We start from the raw sequence: 23435 nt of genomic DNA, 5'->3' as shown, positions 1-23435 counted from the left end.
TAGCAACCTACCGTTGAACAATTCGTGAAAATGCGGCGGCAAAAGCAGGGTCGCTGTTGGTGAGATAGGTAACAGCCTCCGACTGTGCATTTACAGTACAGGGCAAGGCAATCAATTAAACAATTCCCAAAGCAGGTCGAAATTAGTTCCCAAAATGCTGTGGCTGAGGGAGTTTTGGTTGGCATTGTTCAGCCGGAGCTTAGAAAATATGTAAACTGATTAGCGGCAGATGTTCCGCAAAATCGGAAATCATGACGATCGAGAAATTAATTATTGTAAATAAGGTATTCACATGGCACAAGCGTCTGTATCTCCTGTAGTGCTGATTATTCTAGACGGCTGGGGTTATCGTGAAGAAAAAGACGGAAATGCGATCGCCGCTGCGAAAACACCCGTGATGGACAGTCTCTGGGCCGCTTATCCCAGAACTCTGATTAAAACATCGGGTCGGGCGGTAGGGCTGCCAGACGGGCAAATGGGCAATTCAGAGGTTGGTCACTTGAATCTGGGCGCGGGGCGCGTGGTTCCTCAAGAGTTGGTGCGGATCTCGGATGCAGTGGAAGATGGTTCTTTGCTTAACAATCAAGCGCTGGTTAGGCTTTGCGAGAAAGTCCGCGCCACGGGCGGCAAGTTGCACCTGACTGGTCTTTGTTCTGAAGGTGGGGTTCATTCCCATCTCAGTCATATTAAGGGTTTGCTGCAGTTAGCAAAGGCACAGGGAATTTCTGATGTTTGCATTCACGCGATTACAGACGGCCGTGATACTACTCCGAAAGAAGGTGTAGAAGCTTTAGGCAAGATTGAAAGTTATATCGCAGAGGTAGGGGTCGGTCGGATTGCGACCATTAGCGGCCGCTACTACGCGATGGACAGGGACAAGCGCTGGGATCGGGTGCAGCGCGCTTACGAGGTGATGACGACTGAGAGTGCGCCTGACGGTCGATCGGCTGTTGATGTGTTGCAGGCCTCTTATGCTGAAGGAGTGACCGACGAGTTTGCTGTTCCGACTCGGATTGCTCCGGGGGCGGTGGCATCCGGCGATGGGCTAATTTTCTTCAATTTTCGCCCGGACAGGGCTAGAGAATTGACTCAGGCTTTTGTATCTCCAGATTTTAAGGGGTTTGAACGGCAGTTAATTGATCCCCTGGCGTTTGCGACTTTTACTCAGTACGACCCGAAACTCTCGGTAATGGTGGCTTTTGAACCGCAGAATTTGAACAATATTCTGGGCGAGGTGATTTCTAAACACGGTTTGCAGCAGTTGCGGACGGCGGAAACTGAAAAGTACGCTCATGTGACTTATTTTTTTAATGGGGGTCTGGAAGAGCCTTTTATCGGGGAACACCGGGAGTTGGTGCAGAGCCCGATGGTGGGGACTTACGATGAGGCACCCCAGATGTCGGCGGAGTTGGTGACGGATGGGGTGGTGACGGCTTTGGAAAAAGGCATCTATTCGTTTGTGGTGATTAACTACGCTAACCCGGATATGGTTGGTCATACGGGGATGATGGATGCGACGATAATTGCGATCGAAACTGTGGATAAATGTTTGGGGCGGCTGTTGAGCGCCATTAGTAAAGCTGGGGGAACGGCAATTATTATTGCTGACCACGGAAATGCTGAGCAGATGTTTGACGAGGACGGGAATCCCTGGACGGCTCACACTACTAACCCCGTGCCGTTTATTCTGGTAGAAGGTGAAGGTCGGAAGATTCCGGGTCACGGAACGGATGTTCCTCTGAGGGCGGATGGTTGTTTGGCGGATATTGCGCCGACTATTCTGGAGTTGTTGAGGTTGCCTCAGCCCCCGGAGATGACGGGACGTTCTATGATTCGATCGGCTGAGTTTGAAGTTCGCGCCAATCGCACTCCGGTGCGAGTCCGATTGTAGAAAGTCTGGGTCAAATCTCGCTAAAGGTAGGGACACGGCGCCGTGTCCATAGGTGTCAAATTAAGGTATAACCCATAGTCCGACAGGGGTTGAAACCCCTGCCTCATAGCTAAAGTCCTCTCAAGAGGACTGAGAAGAACAATTTTTAAACTCATGAGTCCTCTTCAGAGGACTTGGGCTTTGAGACAGGGAATTCATTCCCTGGCGGACTGGCGGACTAACAGCTTAATTCGACAACAATTGGTACGATGCTGTGCCCCTAACCGAGTTTGCGGGCGATCGACCAAATTTGATATCATAATAAATTACCGATTACTAATTACCAATTCCCCCCGATTATGAATATTGTTGCTGTGTTACAAGTTATCTGGTCTTTGTCTGCTTTAGGACTTGTGATTTTTGTGTTGCTGCACAGTCCTAAAGGCGATGGTATTGGAGGGATTGGCGGACAAGCTCAATTGTTTACCAGCGCCAAGAGTGCAGAAACAAGTCTGAACCGGATTACTTGGGGTCTGTCTATTGTTTTTATGGGTTTGACTGTGATTTTGAGTGCTGGTTGGTTGACGCCTAAGTTATAAGATTCGGATTTTTAACCACATGAGTTCACGGGCGAGACGCCCGTGCCACATGAGTTCACGGGCGGGACGCCCGTGCCACATTAACATGAGCTCACGGGCGGGACGCCCGTGCCACATGAGTTCACGGGCGAGACGCCCGTGCCACCTAAATAAATATTGTGGGGAGTAGGGGTTGGGCTTCTAGCCCGCTCTAAAGATGAAATTTAAGTGCGGTTGCAAAAATGCGGTTGGGGAAAGTTACAGTAAAACCTCGATTGCTGGCTGTCTTGGGATTGGGTTTATGTTGTTTTAGCCTGATAATTTTTAGTCAGGTTAATACTCCGGCGGCGACTCTTTCTTCTCTCCCGAATAGTTTGCCGAATCCACAGGTTCATCCTTTGCCACCAACGCTAGCAAATTGGCAAGATTCCACGGATAGCGGGGATTATTTTGACCAGGTTAAGCCACCGAATTTCGGTCATTTGTTGTGGTCTAAGTTTCCGATTCAGGTTTATGTTGAGCGTCCAGTTGATGCTAATAAGTCTGAAGAATGGGTGGCGGCTGTGTTGGATGTGGTGCGGGAATGGGGGGTTTATTTGCCTTTGGAAGTGGTGGATAGTTCGGAGATGGCTGATATTAGGATTTTACGTCGGGCTCCGCCTTTGCGTCAAGGGGTTTTGCGATCGCGTTCTGGAGAGGCTACCTATGAATTATATGCCCGTCGCGATGGCGATAAAACTGTGTTATCTCATCGGTTTTCGGTTTATTTGAATCCGACTCAAGTGGGTAAGTATATTCCGGCGACGGCGCGGCACGAGTTGGGTCACGCTTTGGGAATTTGGGGCCACAGTTTGATGGAAACTGATGTGCTTTATTTTTCTCATGTGAGAAATCCTCCGCCTATTTCGGCTAGGGATGTCAATACTTTGAAGCGCGTTTATGAACAGCCGACTCGGTTGGGGTGGTAATATTAGTTTTGATATGTAAAATCGTGTCAGTAAAAAGATGAAAGATGAAGCTTTTGGCATTGTGCCAGTTTTTGCGACTGAAACTGATATTTTGTTTTTATTGATTCAACATCAAGCGGGACATTGGGCGTTTCCTAAAGGTCACGCGAATCAGGGAGAATCGGCGCTAGAAACGGCGAAGCGGGAGTTTGAGGAGGAAACTGGCATCCGCGATTGTGAAGTGCTTGAGGAGCCTAGTTTTGTGGAACGTTATTCCTTTGTTAAGGAAGGGAAGCCTAGTTCTGTGCAACATTATTCCTCTGCGAAGGAAGGAGAATCAATCGAAAAGACTGTTACTTACTTTTTGGCTTTTGTAAATTCAATGGAAGTTCAGTTGCAAGTAGAGGAAGTTAAAAATTCGGCTTGGAGTTCATTTGAGGATGCAGTTAAGCTGATTACTTTTGATGGGAATCGGCAAGTTTTAAGGGAAGTAAAAGCCTTTTTGGACGCGAGGAAAGAGTGTTAACGAGTGTTGGATACACACACTTGTTTATGTAGGATGTGCATTGTTCACTTTACGCTATAAGTAGCCTGTTAAAGCACTTTTTGGGTTCGCGAGTGTTAATATCTAGTCCGGTTATACGATCGCAATTAAGTTTGTAGTAAGGACTTTAGTGCTTAGTGACTGCAAGCTTTAAGAGAGAGCTCGATTCCTTACTACAAACAAATTATTTGGTTAGATACCCAACTTCTTCAATAAGTCGGGTATCTAGGTATTCGGTGTGATTATTTGTTGATTTTCTGCGCTTCTGCGTGGTGTTGCAAGCGAGAGAAAACGTTGTAGGCGTCGGGGCCGGGATTGTCATGTTCGACTGCGCCGTCGATGGGGCCGTCGATGGCTTTCCAAGCAGGAATTCCGCCTTGTAGTTCGGCTACTTTTCTAAAGCCTGCTGCGCGGAGAAGATTGGCAGCTTCGGCGGTTTGTTGGTCGTTTTCGCCGTAGATGTAGATGTCGCGGATGGGTTCTAAACTGGATTGCGCGCGATCGACTAATTCGTCCATTGGCATCGGTACGGCGCCGGTAATGTGGCTTTTGGTGAAGCTTTCAAAGTCACGGGCGTCGATGATTGTGAGTCCGGGTTCGCCCCAATCTAAACGGGCTTTGAGGTCGTGGCTAGATGCTTGAGCTTTTAAACCGGGAGGGGTGGGAGTAAAGTCGGGAAGTTTGTCTTTGATGTTGGAAATTTGGTCGGGAATAGTTTTCATGGGTAAAATTTTGTTCAATGTTTTGATTGCCATTGCAATGTAACAAGATGTTTAACTGGAATTCGTCTTTCTAAAGGCAGAATCGAGCATTGAACTAAAGTCGCAGTTACGTTGGTTTCCGGGTTATTAGCTGCGGTTGGGATCGCTACATTTGTTGAGGTTGCTAGAGCCTAGCGGGCTGTGCTTAAAATTGTTTCGATCGCATTTGGTGCAGAGAATTTGAACTGCGATCGCTTGTTTGATTCGCTATTTTATCAAACAATCACATTTTAGTCAATGCCTATTATTTTTAAATGAAATTTGCATAAGTTGTGCGTACCCTCGCGCGGATTTTTGGGGAAAAGTTTAAATGTTTCTCAGCAAGGTTTCTGGTAAAATTTAAAAGTAAAAACAAGTATTTAAAGGTATGGATATGTCTGAGAAAAGTGAAATTGCGGTGCCTATAACTTTGACACCGGAAGAGCAAGCGGTGTGGGATGCGAAGGCCAAAGTTCGGGTACTGCTGAATTTGTGGGATTTGAGCGGCGGGAAGATGAAGGTGAAAAAGGGGGATTTGACTAAGCGGATTGTGCGGACTAATGAGACGAGTCAGAGATATGTGGAAGTGCTCGGCGAGTTGCAGGCGACTGGGGCGATCGAGTATTCGCTGGTAAATCGGGTGACGCTGGTGGAATTGACGGCGAAGGGGAAAGAAGTTTTAGCGCAGGGGCTCAAAAGTAAGGATTCTTTGTTTGAGTTTGATGGTTCTCAAATTGGTACTCGGCTGGGAAATTCTTTGTTGAAGTGGATTCGGCATCAGGATGGTGCGGCAAGTGTTGCAGTTGAAAAGGGGAAGGCGGATGTCGGGACGATCGCATCCTATGACGATTTTAAGGCTGTGGCGCTCGATGTGTATGACAGCTTGAACCGGGATTATAACTTAGACGATTTAGTGCCGATTTATCGGATGCGTCGGGCGATCGGCGAAAGGGTAGGGCGATCGGAGTTCAATGAATGGCTGTTGGAAATGCAGGCTAATGACATTTTTCAGCTAATGTCCGGAGAAATACCAGACATTACCCCAGACAAACGCGAGGACTCAATCACCATCTCTGGCGTTGGATTTCGTAACTACGCCAAGCGCTTGAACGCCTAAAATTGCCCTGAATCTTTTTGTAGTTCGTTACCTCACAGCCAATCATTATGGACAATTCAGCCGCATCCCCCATAGAAGTTCTCAACGCTGCTATCCAAAGTCACAACCCATTTAGCAAAACTAGGATTGTCACAGAACAGGATGTCTGGGGAAAAGGATTCCCCGATGTTCCCACTCTCAACAAACACGCTTCTGATGCAGTTTTTCAGGCCGTTGAGCAGGTGCGAACAAGTCAATCGAGTCAAGAAAAAGTGACTTCACTTGCTATAACTGCTCAGCCTGGAGTTGGTAAAAGTCATATTCTCAGTCGGCTACGGCATCGACTTGAACGCGATGGTGGCGCTTCATTTGTTTATGCAAGCGTCAATAATTACACCGACTTAAACCTGATTAAGTACCAATTTCAGCAAACCTTAGCAAATAGTTTGAGTTACACAGCCAATCAAGGGGTGATGCAGTGGCAAGAAGTAGCATCAGCAATGGCAAACGAAGGCTTGAAAGCTATAAATGCTGATGCTCCCAGCCTTTCACCCGCCAATCTTCTCGACCGATTTGACAAAGTATGTGCTAGTTGGGCAGCTAAAAATAAGAGTTTTATGAACACTCTGAGTCAAAAAGTTTGCCAAACAAAGCCTAATGCCGATCCTTATATTGTTCGGGCTGTTTTGTGGACTCTTTCAAAGATTCAGTCAGCTTTTGCAATCAGATGGTTGTCAGGTGAGGAGCTAGATAAGTCTAAAGCTGACGAACTGGGATTGCCAGCTAATTATGGTAAAACAAATCAAGATAGAGAAGCTGAAGCTCTTAATACTGTTCAGCAAATATTGAATTTGGTGAGTTACTACAACCCAGTCATCATTTGTTTTGATGAAATAGATGTTAAAAATAACTCTACCGATGATGGTTTGCCAACAGAAATGGTAATTGCTGATTTAGTTAAACGCCTCCACGATACTCTCCATCAATCGGAACTCGGTCAAGGAGTTGTCATTCTGACAGTAATGTTGCCCGATACTTGGACACAGAAAATTAAGCCGATGTCTGGCGGTACACCAGCTCGACTATCAACACATACAAAAGGAAAGCCCATAGAATTAAACTTTATTGATAGCAATTCAATGATTGAGATAGTAACTCTCTGGCTGAAAGATTTTTATGAATTCAGGCAGTTAAAGCCTCACGATCGGCTATATCCTTTTGAAGAAAATCAACTCAAAGAATATGGCAAAAAGAAATCAACGGTACGGGAAGCTTTGACATGGTGTGAAGAGAACTTTAAAGTTTATCGACCTGCTCTTCCAGAAGATCCTCTTGAGCGATTTGAACTTGCTTTCAGAGAACTTGAATCAGGTCTCGTAGACTATATGGAGAATAATTCCATAATTGCTAAAGCTCTTTGCTTTGGTTTTGAAACGTTGAAAGGTCAGACAATCGAAGGAGTGTTGATTGAAGAGGTTACTACTGAAATCAAGCCAAAAGCAAAAAATAATGATTGTATTAACTTCAAAGTTATTGGCACAGAAAATGGAAAAATTGTCAAAATTGGCATTGCAGTAATCCAGTCTTCTCAAAATGAATTAGTTGCTGGATTGAGGCGCTTAATAGATTACGAAAGATTTGACTTAACTCGCGGTTGTTTAGTCCGTTCTCAAGCCAAAATCGAAACAATAAAGAAGACGGCTCAAGCATACAAGTTACTTGAACAACTTGTATCACCTCAAGAAAGAGGTGGTGAAATCGCAGATTTGATAGAAGAGCAAATAAGACCCCTTATTGCTGTTTATTCTGTCTGTAGAAAGTGCCGAAACTACAATTTAAATGAGGAGCAAGTTTTGGATTTCATATCTCAGAAACAGCTAACTTTTGACAATCCTTTACTGCGAGAGATTTTGAGCGATCCATCCGGTCAAATGCCTGTTGTTGACGATGAAGATGAACGTCAACTTTTAGAAGACATTTTTAACCCGCCGACTATTGACAATACACATGAATCGGATGACTTGAGTGATTTATTTAGTGAATTATGAGCGCATCTGTTTTGATTTACAATGCCCTGCGTCTACCTGCTGCTGATGTTGAAGCGTTAATTATAGGGCGATTAATTGTGGCTGTGCCCCGGAAATTTATTAATCCTGGGCAGAAGTTTGCTTTGTACCCTGCCAATATTTGGATTAACTTGCTACCCCACGAGCAACATTATAGCTCAAGTTTTTTGCCTGTCGCTCAAAACGCAAACGCACTTGCTCAGTTAAATTCTGAGAAAGTTTTGATTAAAGCTTGGGCTAGGTGCGAACTGTGTCAAATGCTAAACGATCCAGAATCATTAGAGGCTTTGTCGCGGTTAACAGTCTGGACAACAGAGGCATTACAGCAAACTCTCCTAGAAAAACCTTATATTTTTGTAGCTTACCTGCGAGTTTATTTACTGCCTCAGCCACTGGAAATGCCAGTGCATCCCAGCGGCAATTTTGTACCTTTGCCAAAATCCCTAAATGTTACTGATTCAACGCCTGTGTTGAGCGAGTCTATCTTTGCCAAACGCCGTCAAAAGCTGGAAAAACTAGAGCCGCCAGAACATCCAGAATTGGAAGAGTTGCAAAGTGCATTAGTGTATTTATCCACCACCAACCCAAAAGCCAAACAACTAGACGCAGAAATCAAAATGTTTCTAGGTTGGTCGGAAAAACTACCCACAACACAACCAGACCCGGATTTAGGTTGGATTAAAACAATTGCACAAATTGGCAATTCTAGCGATGGTAATACATTTGAAAAGTTAGTCCGCAAAAGTTTTATCAAGCTAGGATTTGCCAATTCTAACAATAAACCAGAAGCTAGCCTCGATCCCGAATCAACAGGCGGTGCTGGCGGATTAGATTTCTACTGTGAAACTCCCTATCAGGTAGTGGGAGAATGCAAAGCCACCAAAAGTGAAACCGTAGCTGATGGAACGCCAGCGCAACTTATCAAGTTAGGACATAAGCATCTCCAGGAACAATACGACTGCTGTATTAAGATAATTATGGCTGCTGGTCAGCTAAATAGACACGCTAAACAAACTGCTATCGGAAACCGCATGAACGTAATTCGCCCTGAAACATTGCAAAAGCTGGTTGAACTGAAAGCTAAGCAACCAGGTTCGATCGATTTATTGCAGTTAAAACCGTATTTAGAACAACAGCCGTTTGGTGAGGAAGCCGATGCTAAGGTTAATCGCTATATTGACGAGGTGCAGGAAAAGCTTAAAGTGCGATCGCACATAGTTCAGCTAGTCAAAGACTTTTTGGAAAGAACAAAATCAACAAGTGTTGAATTTAATCAGCTTCACGGTGCTTATGCCTTTTCCATGTCGCCCCAACCTTTAAAATATGAAGAAATGCACCAAATTTTAATAGAACTTTCCTCACCTTTGACGGGTTTCTTAGGGCGAATTAAAGGCGAAGATTTAGGGCGCGATCGCTTTTATTTCCTGCGCGACTTGCCGCTAGATGATTGAGATACGTCAAGGGCGATTCCCTGCGGGATAACTTCGCTTCACGTACTTCATCCAATTTCCTACACAGCATCAGGATCTACGCCCAACTCCCGCAACCTCGCCGCCAACCTTTCAGCTTTCTGCAATTGAGCTTGTTCTGCCTTAATTAACCCTTCCACCAATGGCGGATCTAAAATTTCATTGACTGATAATCTCAGATTGGGAAATACTACAGATTCCATTTCCTCACCAGGCAAGAAATCTGTATACGTGTAACCATCTTCACCTTCAATCAATGCAAAAAGCCGGATTTTTTGCTTGCCCGTTTTAGGGTCAACAATGCAATATTCTGGCACATTCGCTAATTCGTACTCTCCGCGTTTAATCACGTAATCTTCGCGGCGATTTTCGCTGACTACTTCTACCACTAACAGCGGCTTTTCATCAAATTCGAGGATACCTGCACCTGGTCGAGCAGCAGCTTGTTCCAAAAGACTTTGAGTGCAGACAACTACATCGGGAATCCGAGATTTATCTTCATCTGTTCTCACTCCCAGACCCGTTTTTACTACTAAGTCGAGATTGTGTTCAGCTAGGTAACGCTGCAACTGGTAAACTAAATATTCGCAAATTTTGATGTGTAAAACTGTTGCTGTTGGCATCGGGATTAATTTGCCTTTGTACAGTTCATATTTTACATCAGATTCTCCTTGATAAAATCGGTATTCTTCAAAAGTTAATGTCGGCGAAGTATCGAGCTGTTTTTCTTCGACTGCTGGCACAACAGATTGAGACATATATTTTTTCCTATCTCTATAGTTTGCTATTATACTAAATTTTGATTTTAACACCCAAGGCATTGAGTACGAAAAGATCGATCGCCCTTATTGACAATCAAGCAATTTGAGCCGGTTAAATATTTAGTTCAGTTCACCATTTGGGCGATCGCCTCAACAAGGCTGTAGCTGCCTCACTGTCGAGAGGTTTAGAGAAAAAGTATCCCTGACCGTACTCGCAGCCGATCGCCCGCAGTTGAGCCAATTGGACAGCGGTTTCGACACCTTCTGCCACTACCTCCATCCCCAAACTGCGGGCCAGCATGACGATCGCCCGCACGATTTCCAAATTTTCGCCCGTTTCCCCGATGCGACTGACAAAAGAGCGATCGACCTTCAAAATATTAATCGGGAACCTGTGCAAATAACTCAGAGACGAATAACCAGTGCCAAAATCATCAATGCACAAATCAATCCCCAAATCTCTCAACTGCGAAAGCATCGCCGCCGCCGCTTCCCCATCTTCCATCACCACAGTCTCAGTAATCTCCAACTTCAAACAGCGAGCATCAACACCCGTTTCCTGCAAAACTTGCTTAATTTGCTCGATGGATTCCGGTTCCGCAAACTGCCTCCCGGAAAGATTTACTGCTACAGTCAGCCGCGAATTTCCCACAGGTAAATTCAAACTCTGCCACTGAATAATTTGGCGACAGCTTTCGTTCAAAACCCACAAACCCAAAGGCATAATTAACCCAGTTTCCTCCGCCATCGCAATAAATTCCATCGGGGAAACTAAACCCCGTTCCGGGTGCAGCCAGCGCACCAGCGCCTCAAATCCGATAACTGAACCGGTTTTCAAACAAACGATCGGCTGATAATAAACAGTAAAAGGACATTCCAATTTATAAGGAGCCAATGGCGATTTCGGACGCTCCAACTTCCGATCTATTTCGCTGCTCGGTGAGTTTTCCTCCAGCGCCACACATCCGAAATCCAATATCGAATATTTCAAATTTAGTTCTTCAACCGACTCCCGCAAATCGTGTTCCAAGTGCATCAAAGCCACAGCCCGAGTGTGCATCGCACTGGTAAAAACTTCGTAGCGAGCTTTACCGAGAGCTTTCGCTCGGTACATTGCAATATCAGCATCGCGCAAAATATCTCCCGGCCACTGATATTTGTCGGTACTCAAAGCAATGCCGATGCTAGCAGTAATTAAAACTTTATTACCTTCCAAATAAAGCGGTCGTTCGATCGTTTTGAGAATTGCCTTTGCTTGGGCGATCGCCTCATCAACACCGTGAATTTCTTCCAACAAAATCACAAACTCATCTCCCCCCAGACGAGCCACCGTATCGCCTGGCCGCAAACAAGTCAAGAGACGGCGAGCCACAGCCACCAACAGCCGATCGCCCGTGCGGTGTCCCTGACTGTCATTAATCACCTTAAACCTGTCCAAATCCAGAAACAGCACCGCAAACTGCTCGCTCGGATGCCGTTGCGCGCGGGCAAAAGCTTGCCCCAACCTGTCAGTCAACAAAGCACGGTTCGGCAACTCTGTCAGCGCGTCGTGTAAAGCATCGTGCAACAATTGGTCTTCAGCCGCCTTGCGCTCAGTCACATCGTGACAGTTGACCACAATTCCCCGCACCGAAGGTTCGTTGAGCAAATTCGTCGCCACCGCTTCCAACACGCACCAGGAACCCTCCTTGTGTTGCACTCGGTATTCCGCCATTCCCAGGCTAACTCTCGGCATTTGCATGACACCTTTGAAGACTTGATCCACTATCAGCAATTCGTCAGGGTGAATCAAGTCAAATATAGATCTGCCGAGCACTTCCGCCGTCGGGTAGCCCAAAATCCGCTCTAGGGAAGGAGATACATAGCGGCAAAAGCCTTTATCGTCGAGAATTACAATAATGTCTCTAGCATTTTCAATCAACGATCGAAAGCGCTTCTCGCTTTGCCGCAGCTCTTGTTCCGTGCGCTTTTGATCGGTAATATCGGTATTCATGTAAATCTGACCGACAATTTTCCCTGTGGGGTCTTTAATAGCATCGGCCCGCAGCAACACTTGCAAAGTTTCACCGCTTTTAGTGCGGTTGGTAATTTCACCAAACCAAGAATAACCTTGGGCGATCGTGTCGAGTACCTCCCTAGCGACTGCGGGGTCAGTAAAAACTGCCGATATACCTCCGGCTAGTTTAAATTCCTCTGCCGTGTCCCACTCAAATAGCTGAGAAAACGCTTGATTTTGATAGATGTGAGTGCCGTTCGCATCGCTGATGCCGATCGCGTCACTCGAACTTTCCACCGCCTTGCGAGTCAGCACCAGAGCTTCTTCTGCCCGCTTGCGCTCGGTAATGTCAATTCCTACCAGACAAGCAGCTTTGCCCTCATCGTACTTTTGAGCCACAATTAAATAGTATCCCTCCGACTCTCCCCCGTCGGTTTGTACCTTAACGTTGAGTTCTTTAACCGCTTCCGTAGCGTCATCGGCAAAAAACTCCACCACAAAAGAGTTAAAATCCGAGCTAGCGCCCAGAAAACCAATATCTTGACCAACAAAAGCCGACGGCCGCAAACCATGCAGTTTGGCTAAGTGCTGGTTAACCCCCAAATAGCGCAAATCCGAGCTAATCCAAGATACTGTGCCCGGAACTGCTTCCAAAATCGTTTGCAGTTGGTCGTTAGCTTGCTGCAATGCTTGCTGCACTTCACATATTGGTTCCGACAAGTCAGACTGAACTCCTACAAAGTGAGTCAAATTAGCGCTGTCGTCTCGCACGGGAGATAGCGACAATTTGCTCCAAAAAGCAGTGCCGTCTTTGCGGTAATTTTTGATTGTTGTCTGGATTTCTAGACCTTGGCGCAAGGCGTCGCGGATCTTAGCTACTGTAGTTCGATCGGTATCCGGACCTTGCAAAAATCGGCAATTACGCCCCAAGATTTCACTGGCACAGTAACCCGTCATCCGTTCAAAGGCCGGATTGCAATAAATTATGGGACAATCGGGTGCCTTGGCGTCAGCAATGACAATGCCGCAGCTAGTAGCTGCCAAGGCTCGATCGCGTAGCCACAGGGCTTCTGACGCACTATGGCGATCGCCTGCACCCCCCACTTCACCTAAATTAGAAATTGACTGGTTCTCCCGATCTCCCATCAGCCGAACTTTCAAGCAAACCTTTACAATTTCCGAGTTGTTTCTTACTGTAACGTTTTTCAGGACTCGCGCAACGTAAATTGTATCTCCGCATTTAAGTCAGCGGGATTTCACATTAGTGGTTAGTTGTATTGCCTACCCTTGCTGTTGGGCATTTAAAAAAGAACATCTTCACATCCGCAGTGAAAACCCTCTATTCTTCCCCCCCTCAGACTCTCTCCCCCTCTCCCCTTCTCCCCGCGCCCTAGCAATCATGATCCGCAGCAGCTTATTTAGCAGGAGTTGCAGCTTGAGAAGTCGGCGGCGCAATATTAATTAAGGGCAAAGTTCCGCTTCCTCCCATTACTGTCGGAAACTGGCCGTTCCATTTTTCAATTGCTTGCTGCTGCAAAATTTCGGCTGTTAATGTTTGCCGCTGCAAGCGTTGAGCTTCAGCTTTACCTTTAGCGCGGTTAATTTCAGCTTGAGCATCTTGGGTTGCTTTTTGAACTGTAAATTCTGCTTGTTTAGCTTCTTGTTCTGCTATTTGTTTGGATTCGATGGCTTTGCTAAATTCTGGAGAAAAGCCAAAATTTATTAAAGAAACATCTCTGACAATGACGCCGTAAGGTTCCAAGCGCTTTTTAAGGCTGTTGTCGATTTCTGTTTTGAGTTCGGTGCGCTTAGTGATAATTTCTTCTGCGGTTTTTTTAGAAGTTGCTGCTTTGAGAACTTCCGAAATAGCCGGACTCAGAATGCTGGTAACAATTTGTTCTTCGTCTCCCACTTGTTGGAAAACTTGATTAACTTTGGCGGGGTCAACATTCCAGTTAACTGCTAAATCCGTAGTAATGCTTTGCAAATCTTTGGATGCTGCATCTGCTTTTAAATCTGTTTTTTGTACCCGCACGCTGAGAGTTTTTACAGAGGTGAAAATCGGGAAGATCGGGTGAATGCCTTCATCTAAAATCGCGTCTTGAACTTTCCCGAAGCGCATCATAACGCCCCGTTCCCCTGGGCCGACGAGGGCAAAAGGTCTTAAAATTAAGGCGGCGATGATGAAGACGATGCCACCGACGATGTAGAGAGCTAGGTTGTACTGAACTCTTTGCATGGTTTTCATAGGTTACTTCAGCTATGTTGTGTTATTTGATGTGAGTTTTCTCTTCGATATTATCTAAGATTATAACTTCATGTTAAGGGTGCAACAACTCATAAATTCATTGATTTTTTTTCATAAAAGTCATATAGTGGCGAGGGTGTGGGAACCTCTTAGCTCGATGAGCGGGGATGAACAATGGCACTTGTAGCTGGGTGAGATTATTGATGAATAAATGTTTCAATTATCTTGACAAACAGGAGTTTATTAGATAAAGCAGAAGTAAATAAAGAACTCGATCGCTCTTTGACCAGCGATAAAATGGCGAGCCGAAAGAGAAAGCTTTCTAGAAAGCTAAAAAATCAGCATTAAATAGGTATTTTTTGTAAATTTTGAGTAGAAAATTGGAGAAGTGTGCCGATAAAACCTTTGGGGGTTGGTTCCAGCACAAGCGAAAGATAGAATTTCCATCTGCGACGTACAGACTCTATTTGTAGAATTGGCATCGGCCCGCCTTGCTCAACCCTCCTGAGTAGAAAAAAGACTGCTTGGGCAAGTTGGGAATTTATAGCTACAAACGATAAAAATCCGAGTTTAAAAATGCCCGAAAATAAGTTAAGCTTAGATGAGAACGGTTGAAGAAAAATCAAAATGTTGCAGCGACACCCTTGGCCGCAGACAATTGAAGAGGCGATCGCCATTCAAGAACAGCTTCGGTCAGAGGTAATTACCGCAAATCAACTGGAGACAGTTCGCTACGTCGCAGGCGTAGATGTCGGCTACGACAGTGCAAACGATGTATCGCGGGCCGCTGTAACAGTTCTGAGCTTTCCCGACTTGCAATTGCAGCAGCAAGCTGTGGTTCGCAGTGCTACAACTTTTCCTTATATTCCGGGTTTCCTGTCTTTTCGAGAAGTGCCGGCAGTTCTCGAAGCTTTGGAAAATATCAGTTTGAGGCCAGACTTGATATTGTGCGACGGTCAAGGACTAGCCCATCCCCGCCGATTCGGTCTGGCGTGCCATTTGGGGGTTTTGACAGGGATTCCCACGATCGGAGTTGCCAAAAATCGATTTATGGGAGAACATTCCGAAGTCGGACTCGACCGGGGCAGTTGGCAACCCTTGCTGCTAGAGGGATCAACGGTAGGCGCAGCGCTAAGGACGCAAACAGGGGTAAAGCCGATGTATGTTTCGATAGGTCATAAGGTAAACTTGATAAGTGCGATCGAGTACGTCCTGCGCTGCGCCCCAAAATATCGCTTGCCAGAAACCACTCGATCGGCAGACCAACTAACATGGGGATAACTGGCAAGCGCGGAATGCCAAAAAAAAAGTAAAAAGACCAAAAAAGCATCCGTCTTTGGACTTTTAATTTTTGAGGTGGCGCCGCCCGAGTCGAAAAATCCTCTGAGTCTACTGCCAATCAGCTTTCGGTTCCATCCTTCCAGCGAACTAAAGAATGACTATACCTGAGAAAGAGGTATAAAAGTTGGGGGGTTTATAGAATGATTGAAAGACAGTAACCAGCTTAAAAAATTGGCGGCTCTAACTATAGTGCCCGGGCGTGAACTATTTTTAGTTCACATTTGTAAATCATGAAAGAGTCATCCTGCGAGTTAAACCAAAAGCTTAGATTCGTCTGATGAGGTTTCATAATTTACCGTCGGATATCTCACCACTGGCTGGGAGTAACCATGACAGTGGGAGGCGAAGGCGCGATCGAGCTAAAAAATCAGAAACAAACAAGGAGACAGTCATGGCTGAGAAAAGCAAACGCGGATTCGCTTCTATGGATGCAGAAAAACAGCGCGCAATTGCTAGCAAAGGCGGAAAAGCTGCACACGAGAAAGGAACTGCACACGAATTCACCCCTGAAGAAGCCAGACAAGCTGGTCAAAAAGGCGGCGAAGCTGTCAGCAGAAATCGCGAACACATGGCTCAAATTGGTCGCGAAGGCGGTCGGAAAAGCCGCAAGAGCGAAGCTTAAGTCTCTTAAGGCTGGCCCTGTAATGAAAGATTGCACAGTTGCAGCGTGAGACATAGCACTAGGACAGTAAACGTTTGAGGAGGGGGGGCGATCGAACTTACCGAGGTAGTTCGATCGCCCAACCTCCAAAATTCGTCACTAGCGCACCACAGCCTCGCAAATAGGAAAATCCCACAGCAATTAGTTTTTAGCAATCGCTGGCAAATTTTTAACAAAGCTGCACTGGGGTCTATAATTTTGCCGGAAAGAAAAGCTGGCAAGCGCGAGTCAGTCTCTCAAAAAAAGCAAATACGAGCGCTAAAAGCCCCGAAGTCGGGGCTTTTTTGTTTAGATCGCGAATTAAATAACTTACAATTTTAATTGTTATTGTGGGATGGGCGTCCCGCCCGTCCAAAAAGGACGGGCGGGACGCCCATCCCACAAACTTGTGGAAGTTATTTAATTCTCATTCCTTAGCTGCACATAATATTTTTCCGAACTTAGATCGACTCTGCGTCAATAATTCTAATTAAGTTTTTTGTTGAGAAATTCCGTCCTCAAAATAAATCAGTTAATATTTTTTTATATTTTTGAGCAAACCTATACAATCATGACAAACCAGCTAACTTTAGTATGGACAGAAGCTGGGGTGCGTCAAACTCGAACAATTCAAAACGGACAGCCGAGCAAAAATCCGGGAACAGTGAGGCTAGGGCGCGATCCGGCGAAGTGCGATATAGTATTTTCGCATCCGAGCGTATCGGGTCTGCACGTTGAAATATTTTTTAATCAAGAATTGCAGGAGTATGCAGTGCGGAATTTGCGCGAAAGCAATCCGCCACTGGTAGACGGAAAAATTCTCACCCAAGGCGAAGCAACATTGAGATCCGACAGCCACCTCCATTTAGGTCAAGTGGAAATTGAGGTGCTGAAGGTGATGGAGGTAGAGGTAGCCGCGCCGCTGACTGTTTTGCTGTCCGGGCCTCCGGCTCAAAGTTCTTCCCCGCCGACGGGGCCTTCAAGCTACGGTTTGCAGTGTCCCAAATGCAGCCGAATTTCGCCTTACGCACAGTTGAATGCGGGGTGTCCGTGGTGCGGTACTTCTTTGGCGGCGGCGGCGAGTGTGATGATCTCTCCGTGAAAGTGTGAAAAAGGGAAAATCGGGCTATCCGCTAAACACTCTCAACTTCAAAAATCTTTTTTGCAGAAAGCTCAAAGCCGACGGCTGATGTTTAAAAAATAATCATGACTTCTCAACCCTTGCGCCTGCGACTGACTTGGACAGATACAGCTACGGGGGATTGTCGATCCCCGATACTCGACTTACCCATCGCTTTGGGACGAATTTTTGAAGCTATGCCCGCCACAATCAACGGGGAACGAGTTTCTCGAATTGCCCTCAGCAGCAGTCAAGTTTCTCGCTTTCACGCAGTGATTGGCACCGAAGGTAACAGTATTTTACTTACTGACACGGGCAGCCGCAACGGTACTTTTGTTAACGGCATTCGCCAAACCCGCTGCGTGCTGGCAAACGGGGATATGCTGCAAGTTGGGCCCTACGCGATCAGCATTTCTTTTGCTGTTAATTCCCCAGAAACGCCGTCGGTCAATTCTCACATTTTCTTTAACCCGCAGACCAATGGGCCAGACCCGGCATTGGGCCAGCAAATAATGTTGCAGCTTCCTCAAACAAGTAGTAGGGAAGAATTTCCGCCGATCGCATTTTTGCAAGCTTCTCAAGTGTCAATGCGATCGCTCGAATCTATGGGACTCCCTGTGGCAGAAGTTGATTGGGCTGCCGTTGGTGGCGGTTTGGGCAGCTTTATTTGGGTGGATGTGCTGAGAATTTGCGGCGTGAAAATCGATCGAATTGCCGTTTTGGGCATGGAAAGCCAGCCTTACGCCCGCTACCTGCGTTTGTGCCTGAATTCTCAAATTCCGCTGCGGGAACGCCTACGATCGAATTCTGACTCTTGTCCAGACAATATTTGGGGGTGGCCTCCATACGCTTTGCGGGAAGCTTGGCAGGAATTGCTCAAAGGGCGTTTGGGAGTATCACTGAAGTTGATGTGGCAGGTGTTTGCTGAACCGACTTTTGCCGAAACTTATACGCCTCGCGCGGGGAATGTGTTTGATTCTATTGACAGGGAAGTCGATCGAATTGGGTGGAATCAGATGTTTCGCTACGGTAGAGTGCGGGGAATTCGCAAAACAGATGACGGCAGGTACGCGATCGCTTATTCTCGATCGAATGCGGATCACCGCGACCACGCTTTTTTAATCGCCAAATACGTACACTTAGCCACCGGCTATCCCGCCATTCAATTTTTGCCCGACTTGCAAGCTTATCGCGAAAAAACCCAGGATTTTGAGTCGGTTGTCAATGCTTACGAAAGCCACGACGGCGTTTACGAAAAATTGGAGGCCAGCGGCGGCAGCGTGTTAATTAGAGGCCGGGGAATAGTGGCTTCGCGGGTGGTGCAGCGAATTTATGAAGCGCGACAGCGGAACCGCAATATTCAAGTATTGCATTTGATGCGATCGCCCAAACCTCAAGGTAACAAATTTAAACTCGCTCAGCGAAGAGTCGAAAATCACTACGAATTTCAACCTTTCAACTGGCCAAAAGCTTGCTGGGGCGGGGAACTCCGCGTACTTTTGGAAAAAGCCGCCCCGGAATTGCGGCCGCAGTTGCTCACAGACTGGGGCGGCACTACCACAGCCCAGCGCAGCGACTGGCGGCGGATTGTCAAAGAAGGTTTAAGTCAAGGATGGTATCAAATTACCTTCGGGGAAGTCGAGCGAGTCGAGCGCGACAGTCAAAACCGCACAGTGACCTACATTCAGGAGAAGGAACTCAAGGGGCAAATTAAGTTAGAAGCTGATTTTATTATTGATGCTACGGGTTTGGACGCTAAGGTAAAAACCAGTCCCCTGTTAAACGATTTGGTAGCTCAATATAATCTTCCCCTCAACGGTTTGGGCCGGCTGAGTGTTAACAAGGATTTTGAAGTGCCCGAATTGCGTAACACTTCTGCTAGCAACGGAGAAGGCCGAGTATACGCAGCCGGCGCGATTACTTTGGGGGGGCCTTACGCGCCGGTAGACAGTTTTCTGGGCTTGCAATACGCCGCCTTGCGATCGGTTGAAAGTCTGGCCACCAGCCGAGTTGCTGGTGTGCGGAAATTGAGCGTTTGGCGATCGTTTGTGCAATGGTTGAAATGGATTTTAAATAAATCTCCAGATTGATTATAAACAAAACCGTTTCGCATTCAATCTAAAATCCAAAATCTAAAATCCAAAATCGAATGACTCCCACCTTATTTGGTCGATGGCAAACTCGAATTTTATTATTTGCAACAGTCGGCGTTTTAGTAACACTGCCATTTTTTCTAGGTTTAATCGCTGGTAAATCAGGCTCGATATTTTTCGGGATTTTAGGGTATGTAGCGATTTTTGGCATCGGCTGGGATGCCTTATATATCTACATCCAGCAGTACCGCTGGGATCGAGATTGGCCCGGCGCATTTCAATTGCTCGCTGGGATTTGGGAAGCACTTTTTGTCTTGCTATTAATCAAAACTATCGGTTTACCGGGGATACCGCTGCTAGACTTTGATTTAGGAGCTTTTGCTCTACATTATAGTTTTGTATGGCTGGCTATTTATCTGGCATCGCAAACAGTAATGCGGATTTTGTTTCCCTACTGGCGTTTCCGAGGCGGCCAATGGTTCTAACAATAGTTTGGTTCAGGGAGCGATCGGGCAAATCTATCTTATAATCCACATCAAGCACCTTGCCAAAACTATCCCTTGGGCTTTCCTGATTATCTTCCTCTCTGGAATTTAGCCAACACTCTCTTGAACTTGGCGAGCAAAAAAAACCAGAAAGCACACGACAACACCCGCACCGATGCTAATCAAAAGCAGCATTAGCTGATGGGTGTATAATGGAGAATTCACCACTCGCTGGAGAAACTAATGCAATGGAACCTTAAAACTATTCCAAAATGCGGTACAAATATTAGGAATATTTGATTAGTAAATTTAACTTAAAGCAATGCAAATTCATATTGATGCCGAACAAGGAAATATTCCAGGTGTAGCCCACCAAATTGCTAGTGGAGTCGATATTGATAGTACAGATAACTTTTACTCAAACACACCATTGATGTGCGCGATATCTAGCTCAAAGGCAACGAGCGATATGGTTAAGTTTCTTTTAGACAACGGAGCTGATATTGAAGTGATTTGTGGAGAGCATGAAAATAATGTACTCAGCTTAGCCGTGCAGTCAGGGAGTCTCGATAAAGTTCGACTGATTTTGGATGCTGGAGCCAACATAAACTATCAGAGACCAAATGGCTATCATGTTTTAATCGATGCCATAAATGGATGCGCTATCTCAACAGATCGAGAATTCTTATCAATTTTAAGTTTGCTGATCGAAAGAGGTGCAGAACTGAGCAATGTCAGTATCTACAGCAAGTCCGCCGTGAGTTTCGCCGCACAAAGGGGACGTTATGATGCTGTCAAATTATTGCTAGAGGCAGGTGCGGATGCTAGTGACCAATGGGCGGGACTAATGCAAGCGATCGCCTGTGAGGATGTCGAAAATGTAAAGGTATTACTCGCTCAAAATCCCGATCTTTCTGCGCGCGACTGGTGGAGTCGAACTCCTTGGCTGTTGAGTTTGGAAGTCGGTAAGCTTGAAACAGCCAAATTATTATTGTCAGCAGGAGCAGATCGCAACGATCGTGGACACTGTGGCCAGACTCCATTGATGTATCCCATCGAAAACGATAAAACCGAAGTCTTAGAATGGTTGATTGAGCAGGGATTTGATCTCGAAGCTACTGATGAGTTTAATAGAACTCCTTTAATTTTAGCGGCAGAATGCGGCGCGACTGATTGCGTGCGTATTCTCTTAGAGAATGGAGCAAATCCTAGTCGAATAGATAATTGCTCTAATAAGGCTATTAACTCGGCAAGTAATCTACAAATTGTCCGAATGCTTGTTGATGTGGGGGAAGATCTAAGCGATATCAGTGATGATATGAGGTCATATCTCACTGGAGTGGGTAATTACGATCTAGAAGTAACGCTAGAACAGTATTTGTCTGGCAGAGAGCGTCGATTTGGGAAAACTAATCCAGAAGTAATGGAAGTGGACTTTTGGAAGGCAATGATTCTGAGTGGTACTGCGGCTGGGGCTGCAGAATTAATGTTTAGCAATCGGGATAACTACAATCCACCTCTATGGTGCTATCAAAGATTTGGGAGAACAATTACAGAATTGCCAGATGGAAGAATTATTGAAATTGCTGGCGAACACGAAGATCACTACGATCCAAACTTTGGTATCTATAACGATGTGGTTGTTTACGACGGACATGGCAAGTTTAAGATTTTAGGCTATCCCAAAGAAGTTTTCCCTCCTACTGATTTTCATTCTGCAACCTTAGTTGGAGAGTATATCTACATTATTGGTAATTTAGGCTATCGTAAGGACAGAAACTATAATGAAACGCCAGTTTATCGACTGCATCATGGCACTTTCAAAATAGAAAAGCTGGAAACTACTGGAGATAAGCCTAAGTGGATTTGTCGTCACAAGGCGCATTACAAAGACCAATCAAAAATACTAATTACTGGTGGAAAAGTTTCCGAGAATTACGTTGACAACTCAATCGATTATATTTTGGATTTAACAACTTTAATTTGGAGTCAAGTGAATACGCATGAATAAAAGGAGTTCTATTAAGTTAATCTTTTCTCTTTCCCAATTTCCAATTCCCCATTCCCTATGCTCAATTCCCAATTCCCCATCCCCTGTATATTCTCATTTTTTTCTGGTTCTGGATTGCTCGATCTGGGTTTTGAGTCGATCGGCTTTAATGTAGCGTATGTCAATGAAATTTTCCCACCTTTCATGCAAGCATACCGTTATTCTCGGCAGTGCATGAATTTGCCGCTACCAGAATACGGATATTGCGAAGGAGAGGAAGCAGATGTCACTCGACTTGTAGGGGGAAAACCAGCACTTCATTTGCGGGAATTGATGCAAGATGCCCGCAAGCATCACGATATTGTGGGATTTATCGCGGGGCCGCCTTGTCCTGACTTTTCTATTGGTGGCAAAAACCGGGGTGGGGAAGGAGATAAAGGTCAACTTTCAGCTTCATACATTGAATTGATTTGTCAGCAGCAGCCAGATTTCTTTTTATTTGAAAATGTCAAAGGTTTGTGGAGAACCAAAAAACATAAAGCTTTTTACGAGGCACTCAAAAACCAGTTGGCTGATTCGGGATACGTTTTTGCCGAACGTTTAATTAATGCGATCGAATACGGTACCCCGCAAGATAGAGACAGAATTATTTTGATTGGGATTAGCAAAAACCTTGTCAAAAATCTGGGCATTTCCCTAGACGAAAAAACCCAAATGTTATCCGAAAGTTTATTTCCTTGGCAAAGTCAGATATTATATCCCAAATCAGAAATATTTTCTCATCCTTGGCCGGATAGAACTGCCTTTGCAGATGATGGTTTCGTGCCTTGTCCTGATGGTATTCCCCAAGATTTAACGGTAGAATTTTGGTTCCAAAAAAATGACGTTCTCAACCATCCCAATGCCAAACACTATTTTCAACCCAAAGCAGGCCTTAAGCGGTTTGCTTCCGTTGAGGAAGGAGATGATTCAAAAAAATCTTTCAAGCGATTGCACCGATGGCGTTATTCGCCAACAGCTTGTTACGGCAATAACGAAGTTCACTTGCACCCTTACAAACTTCGCCGGCTTTCTGTTGCAGAAACACTGGCTATTCAGTCACTGCCAAAAGAGTTTGCACTGCCGGCTAAGATGACATTGACTAATATGTTTAAAACTGTTGGCAATGGGGTTCCTTATTTAGCTGCACAAGGTATTGCCAAAACAATTTTACAGTTTTTACAGACAAAATAAATAGAGAAATAGGCCCAAATAAACCTTAGCATCAGGACTTTTGCTGTGGTGCGTGAGGGCGAGGAATTTTTCAATTCAAACTGTGAGATTTTTAACACTCAGCCACGGCCACAACTATATTTTGGTGCGTGATGCGCGGTTTAACCCACATTCCGCAGTTCTGGCTTTGATGACTAAGGATTTTCATACCTTCACTGTAGGAAAAATATCTGTGCCTA

The 23435-nt window shown here is 45.5% G+C and carries 18 protein-coding genes; 14 read left to right on the top strand and 4 right to left on the bottom strand.

What is annotated here, in order from left to right:
• The first annotated feature begins 292 nt into the window (after positions 1 to 292).
• The 4 genes from gpmI to QUB08_RS21630 all read left to right on the top strand — a co-directional run bounded on the left by gpmI (position 293) and on the right by QUB08_RS21630 (position 3921).
• Entirely contained in the window at positions 293 to 1891 is a 1599-nt protein-coding gene (gene gpmI / locus QUB08_RS21645) for a 2,3-bisphosphoglycerate-independent phosphoglycerate mutase (protein WP_333226972.1), read from the top strand.
• 338 nt (positions 1892 to 2229) lie between these two features.
• Complete coding sequence (secG, locus tag QUB08_RS21640; protein WP_333156560.1) at positions 2230 to 2469, top strand: preprotein translocase subunit SecG; 240 nt, start codon at positions 2230 to 2232, stop codon at positions 2467 to 2469.
• 221 nt (positions 2470 to 2690) lie between these two features.
• Positions 2691 to 3416 (top strand): peptidase, encoded by a 726-nt coding sequence (locus QUB08_RS21635; protein ID WP_333226970.1) that lies wholly within the window; start codon positions 2691 to 2693, stop codon positions 3414 to 3416.
• Positions 3417 to 3453: 37 nt separating this feature from the next.
• Positions 3454 to 3921, top strand: a complete 468-nt coding sequence (locus QUB08_RS21630; protein WP_333226968.1) for an NUDIX domain-containing protein — start codon at positions 3454 to 3456, stop codon at positions 3919 to 3921.
• A gap of 260 nt (positions 3922 to 4181) precedes the next feature.
• Here QUB08_RS21630 and QUB08_RS21625 read toward each other — a convergent pair whose 3' ends face one another.
• The gene (locus QUB08_RS21625; RefSeq protein ID WP_333226966.1) at positions 4182 to 4661 is read right to left on the bottom strand and encodes a rhodanese-like domain-containing protein; all 480 of its coding nucleotides are present in this window, start codon (positions 4659 to 4661) and stop codon (positions 4182 to 4184) included.
• Between the two features lie 412 nt (positions 4662 to 5073).
• Here QUB08_RS21625 and QUB08_RS21620 point away from each other — a divergent pair, with 412 nt between their 5' ends.
• Genes QUB08_RS21620 through QUB08_RS21610 form a run of 3 tightly spaced genes read left to right on the top strand, consistent with a single transcriptional unit; the run spans position 5074 to position 9292 of the window.
• On the top strand, positions 5074 to 5796 hold the full coding sequence (locus QUB08_RS21620; protein WP_333226964.1) for a hypothetical protein: 723 nt from the start codon (positions 5074 to 5076) through the stop codon (positions 5794 to 5796).
• A 47-nt stretch (positions 5797 to 5843) separates the two neighbouring features.
• Entirely contained in the window at positions 5844 to 7823 is a 1980-nt protein-coding gene (locus tag QUB08_RS21615) for an ATP-binding protein (protein ID WP_333226962.1), read from the top strand.
• Entirely contained in the window at positions 7820 to 9292 is a 1473-nt protein-coding gene (locus QUB08_RS21610; protein ID WP_333226960.1) for a DUF1802 family protein, read from the top strand. Before QUB08_RS21615 ends, QUB08_RS21610 begins: the two co-directional genes overlap by 4 nt.
• Before the next feature lie 59 nt (positions 9293 to 9351).
• Here the strand turns inward: QUB08_RS21610 and QUB08_RS21605 are convergent, their stop codons facing one another.
• From QUB08_RS21605 to QUB08_RS21595, 3 genes are all read right to left on the bottom strand, one after another.
• The gene (locus tag QUB08_RS21605) at positions 9352 to 10068 is read right to left on the bottom strand and encodes a Uma2 family endonuclease (protein ID WP_333226957.1); all 717 of its coding nucleotides are present in this window, start codon (positions 10066 to 10068) and stop codon (positions 9352 to 9354) included.
• Positions 10069 to 10201: 133 nt separating this feature from the next.
• Positions 10202 to 13213 (bottom strand): EAL domain-containing protein, encoded by a 3012-nt coding sequence (locus QUB08_RS21600; RefSeq protein WP_333226956.1) that lies wholly within the window; start codon positions 13211 to 13213, stop codon positions 10202 to 10204.
• Between the two features lie 268 nt (positions 13214 to 13481).
• Complete coding sequence (locus QUB08_RS21595; RefSeq protein WP_333226954.1) at positions 13482 to 14315, bottom strand: prohibitin family protein; 834 nt, start codon at positions 14313 to 14315, stop codon at positions 13482 to 13484.
• A 627-nt stretch (positions 14316 to 14942) separates the two neighbouring features.
• Between QUB08_RS21595 and nfi the strand changes: the two genes are divergently transcribed.
• The 7 genes from nfi to QUB08_RS21560 all read left to right on the top strand — a co-directional run bounded on the left by nfi (position 14943) and on the right by QUB08_RS21560 (position 23217).
• The gene (gene nfi / locus QUB08_RS21590; protein WP_333226952.1) at positions 14943 to 15596 is read left to right on the top strand and encodes a deoxyribonuclease V; all 654 of its coding nucleotides are present in this window, start codon (positions 14943 to 14945) and stop codon (positions 15594 to 15596) included.
• Positions 15597 to 16047: 451 nt separating this feature from the next.
• A complete protein-coding gene (locus QUB08_RS21585; protein ID WP_006631632.1) occupies positions 16048 to 16278 on the top strand; it encodes a KGG domain-containing protein in 231 nt (76 codons plus the stop codon).
• Between the two features lie 589 nt (positions 16279 to 16867).
• On the top strand, positions 16868 to 17398 hold the full coding sequence (locus tag QUB08_RS21580) for an FHA domain-containing protein (RefSeq protein ID WP_333226950.1): 531 nt from the start codon (positions 16868 to 16870) through the stop codon (positions 17396 to 17398).
• A gap of 104 nt (positions 17399 to 17502) precedes the next feature.
• Positions 17503 to 19506 carry an FHA domain-containing protein gene (locus QUB08_RS21575; protein ID WP_333226948.1) on the top strand — a complete coding sequence of 668 codons (2004 nt, stop codon included), beginning with the start codon at positions 17503 to 17505 and terminating at the stop codon, positions 19504 to 19506.
• Positions 19507 to 19565: 59 nt separating this feature from the next.
• The gene (locus QUB08_RS21570; RefSeq protein ID WP_333226946.1) at positions 19566 to 19994 is read left to right on the top strand and encodes a hypothetical protein; all 429 of its coding nucleotides are present in this window, start codon (positions 19566 to 19568) and stop codon (positions 19992 to 19994) included.
• A 322-nt stretch (positions 19995 to 20316) separates the two neighbouring features.
• Positions 20317 to 22005, top strand: a complete 1689-nt coding sequence (locus tag QUB08_RS21565) for an ankyrin repeat domain-containing protein (protein ID WP_333226944.1) — start codon at positions 20317 to 20319, stop codon at positions 22003 to 22005.
• Between the two features lie 57 nt (positions 22006 to 22062).
• Positions 22063 to 23217 carry a DNA cytosine methyltransferase gene (locus QUB08_RS21560; protein ID WP_333226942.1) on the top strand — a complete coding sequence of 385 codons (1155 nt, stop codon included), beginning with the start codon at positions 22063 to 22065 and terminating at the stop codon, positions 23215 to 23217.
• The last annotated feature ends 218 nt before the right edge of the window (positions 23218 to 23435 follow it).

This window comes from Microcoleus sp. BR0-C5 (genome assembly GCF_036705045.1).
Classification (GTDB): Bacteria; Cyanobacteriota; Cyanobacteriia; order Cyanobacteriales; family Microcoleaceae; genus Microcoleus.
Note: the sequence above shows the minus strand (reverse complement) of the source record. Positions and strands in the feature narration are given on the sequence as shown.

Excerpts from the sequence above, each read along its gene's own strand:
- gpmI (WP_333226972.1), top strand. The coding sequence starts at position 293 with ATGGCACAAGCGTCTGTATCTCCTGTAGTGCTGATTATTCTAGACGGC.
- secG (WP_333156560.1), top strand. The coding sequence starts at position 2,230 with ATGAATATTGTTGCTGTGTTACAAGTTATCTGGTCTTTGTCTGCTTTA.
- QUB08_RS21635 (WP_333226970.1), top strand. The coding sequence starts at position 2,691 with ATGCGGTTGGGGAAAGTTACAGTAAAACCTCGATTGCTGGCTGTCTTG.
- QUB08_RS21630 (WP_333226968.1), top strand. The coding sequence starts at position 3,454 with ATGAAAGATGAAGCTTTTGGCATTGTGCCAGTTTTTGCGACTGAAACT.
- QUB08_RS21625 (WP_333226966.1), bottom strand. The coding sequence starts at position 4,661 with ATGAAAACTATTCCCGACCAAATTTCCAACATCAAAGACAAACTTCCC.
- QUB08_RS21620 (WP_333226964.1), top strand. The coding sequence starts at position 5,074 with ATGTCTGAGAAAAGTGAAATTGCGGTGCCTATAACTTTGACACCGGAA.
- QUB08_RS21615 (WP_333226962.1), top strand. The coding sequence starts at position 5,844 with ATGGACAATTCAGCCGCATCCCCCATAGAAGTTCTCAACGCTGCTATC.
- QUB08_RS21610 (WP_333226960.1), top strand. The coding sequence starts at position 7,820 with ATGAGCGCATCTGTTTTGATTTACAATGCCCTGCGTCTACCTGCTGCT.
- QUB08_RS21605 (WP_333226957.1), bottom strand. The coding sequence starts at position 10,068 with ATGTCTCAATCTGTTGTGCCAGCAGTCGAAGAAAAACAGCTCGATACT.
- QUB08_RS21600 (WP_333226956.1), bottom strand. The coding sequence starts at position 13,213 with ATGGGAGATCGGGAGAACCAGTCAATTTCTAATTTAGGTGAAGTGGGG.
- QUB08_RS21595 (WP_333226954.1), bottom strand. The coding sequence starts at position 14,315 with ATGAAAACCATGCAAAGAGTTCAGTACAACCTAGCTCTCTACATCGTC.
- nfi (WP_333226952.1), top strand. The coding sequence starts at position 14,943 with ATGTTGCAGCGACACCCTTGGCCGCAGACAATTGAAGAGGCGATCGCC.
- QUB08_RS21585 (WP_006631632.1), top strand. The coding sequence starts at position 16,048 with ATGGCTGAGAAAAGCAAACGCGGATTCGCTTCTATGGATGCAGAAAAA.
- QUB08_RS21580 (WP_333226950.1), top strand. The coding sequence starts at position 16,868 with ATGACAAACCAGCTAACTTTAGTATGGACAGAAGCTGGGGTGCGTCAA.
- QUB08_RS21575 (WP_333226948.1), top strand. The coding sequence starts at position 17,503 with ATGACTTCTCAACCCTTGCGCCTGCGACTGACTTGGACAGATACAGCT.
- QUB08_RS21570 (WP_333226946.1), top strand. The coding sequence starts at position 19,566 with ATGACTCCCACCTTATTTGGTCGATGGCAAACTCGAATTTTATTATTT.
- QUB08_RS21565 (WP_333226944.1), top strand. The coding sequence starts at position 20,317 with ATGCAAATTCATATTGATGCCGAACAAGGAAATATTCCAGGTGTAGCC.
- QUB08_RS21560 (WP_333226942.1), top strand. The coding sequence starts at position 22,063 with ATGCTCAATTCCCAATTCCCCATCCCCTGTATATTCTCATTTTTTTCT.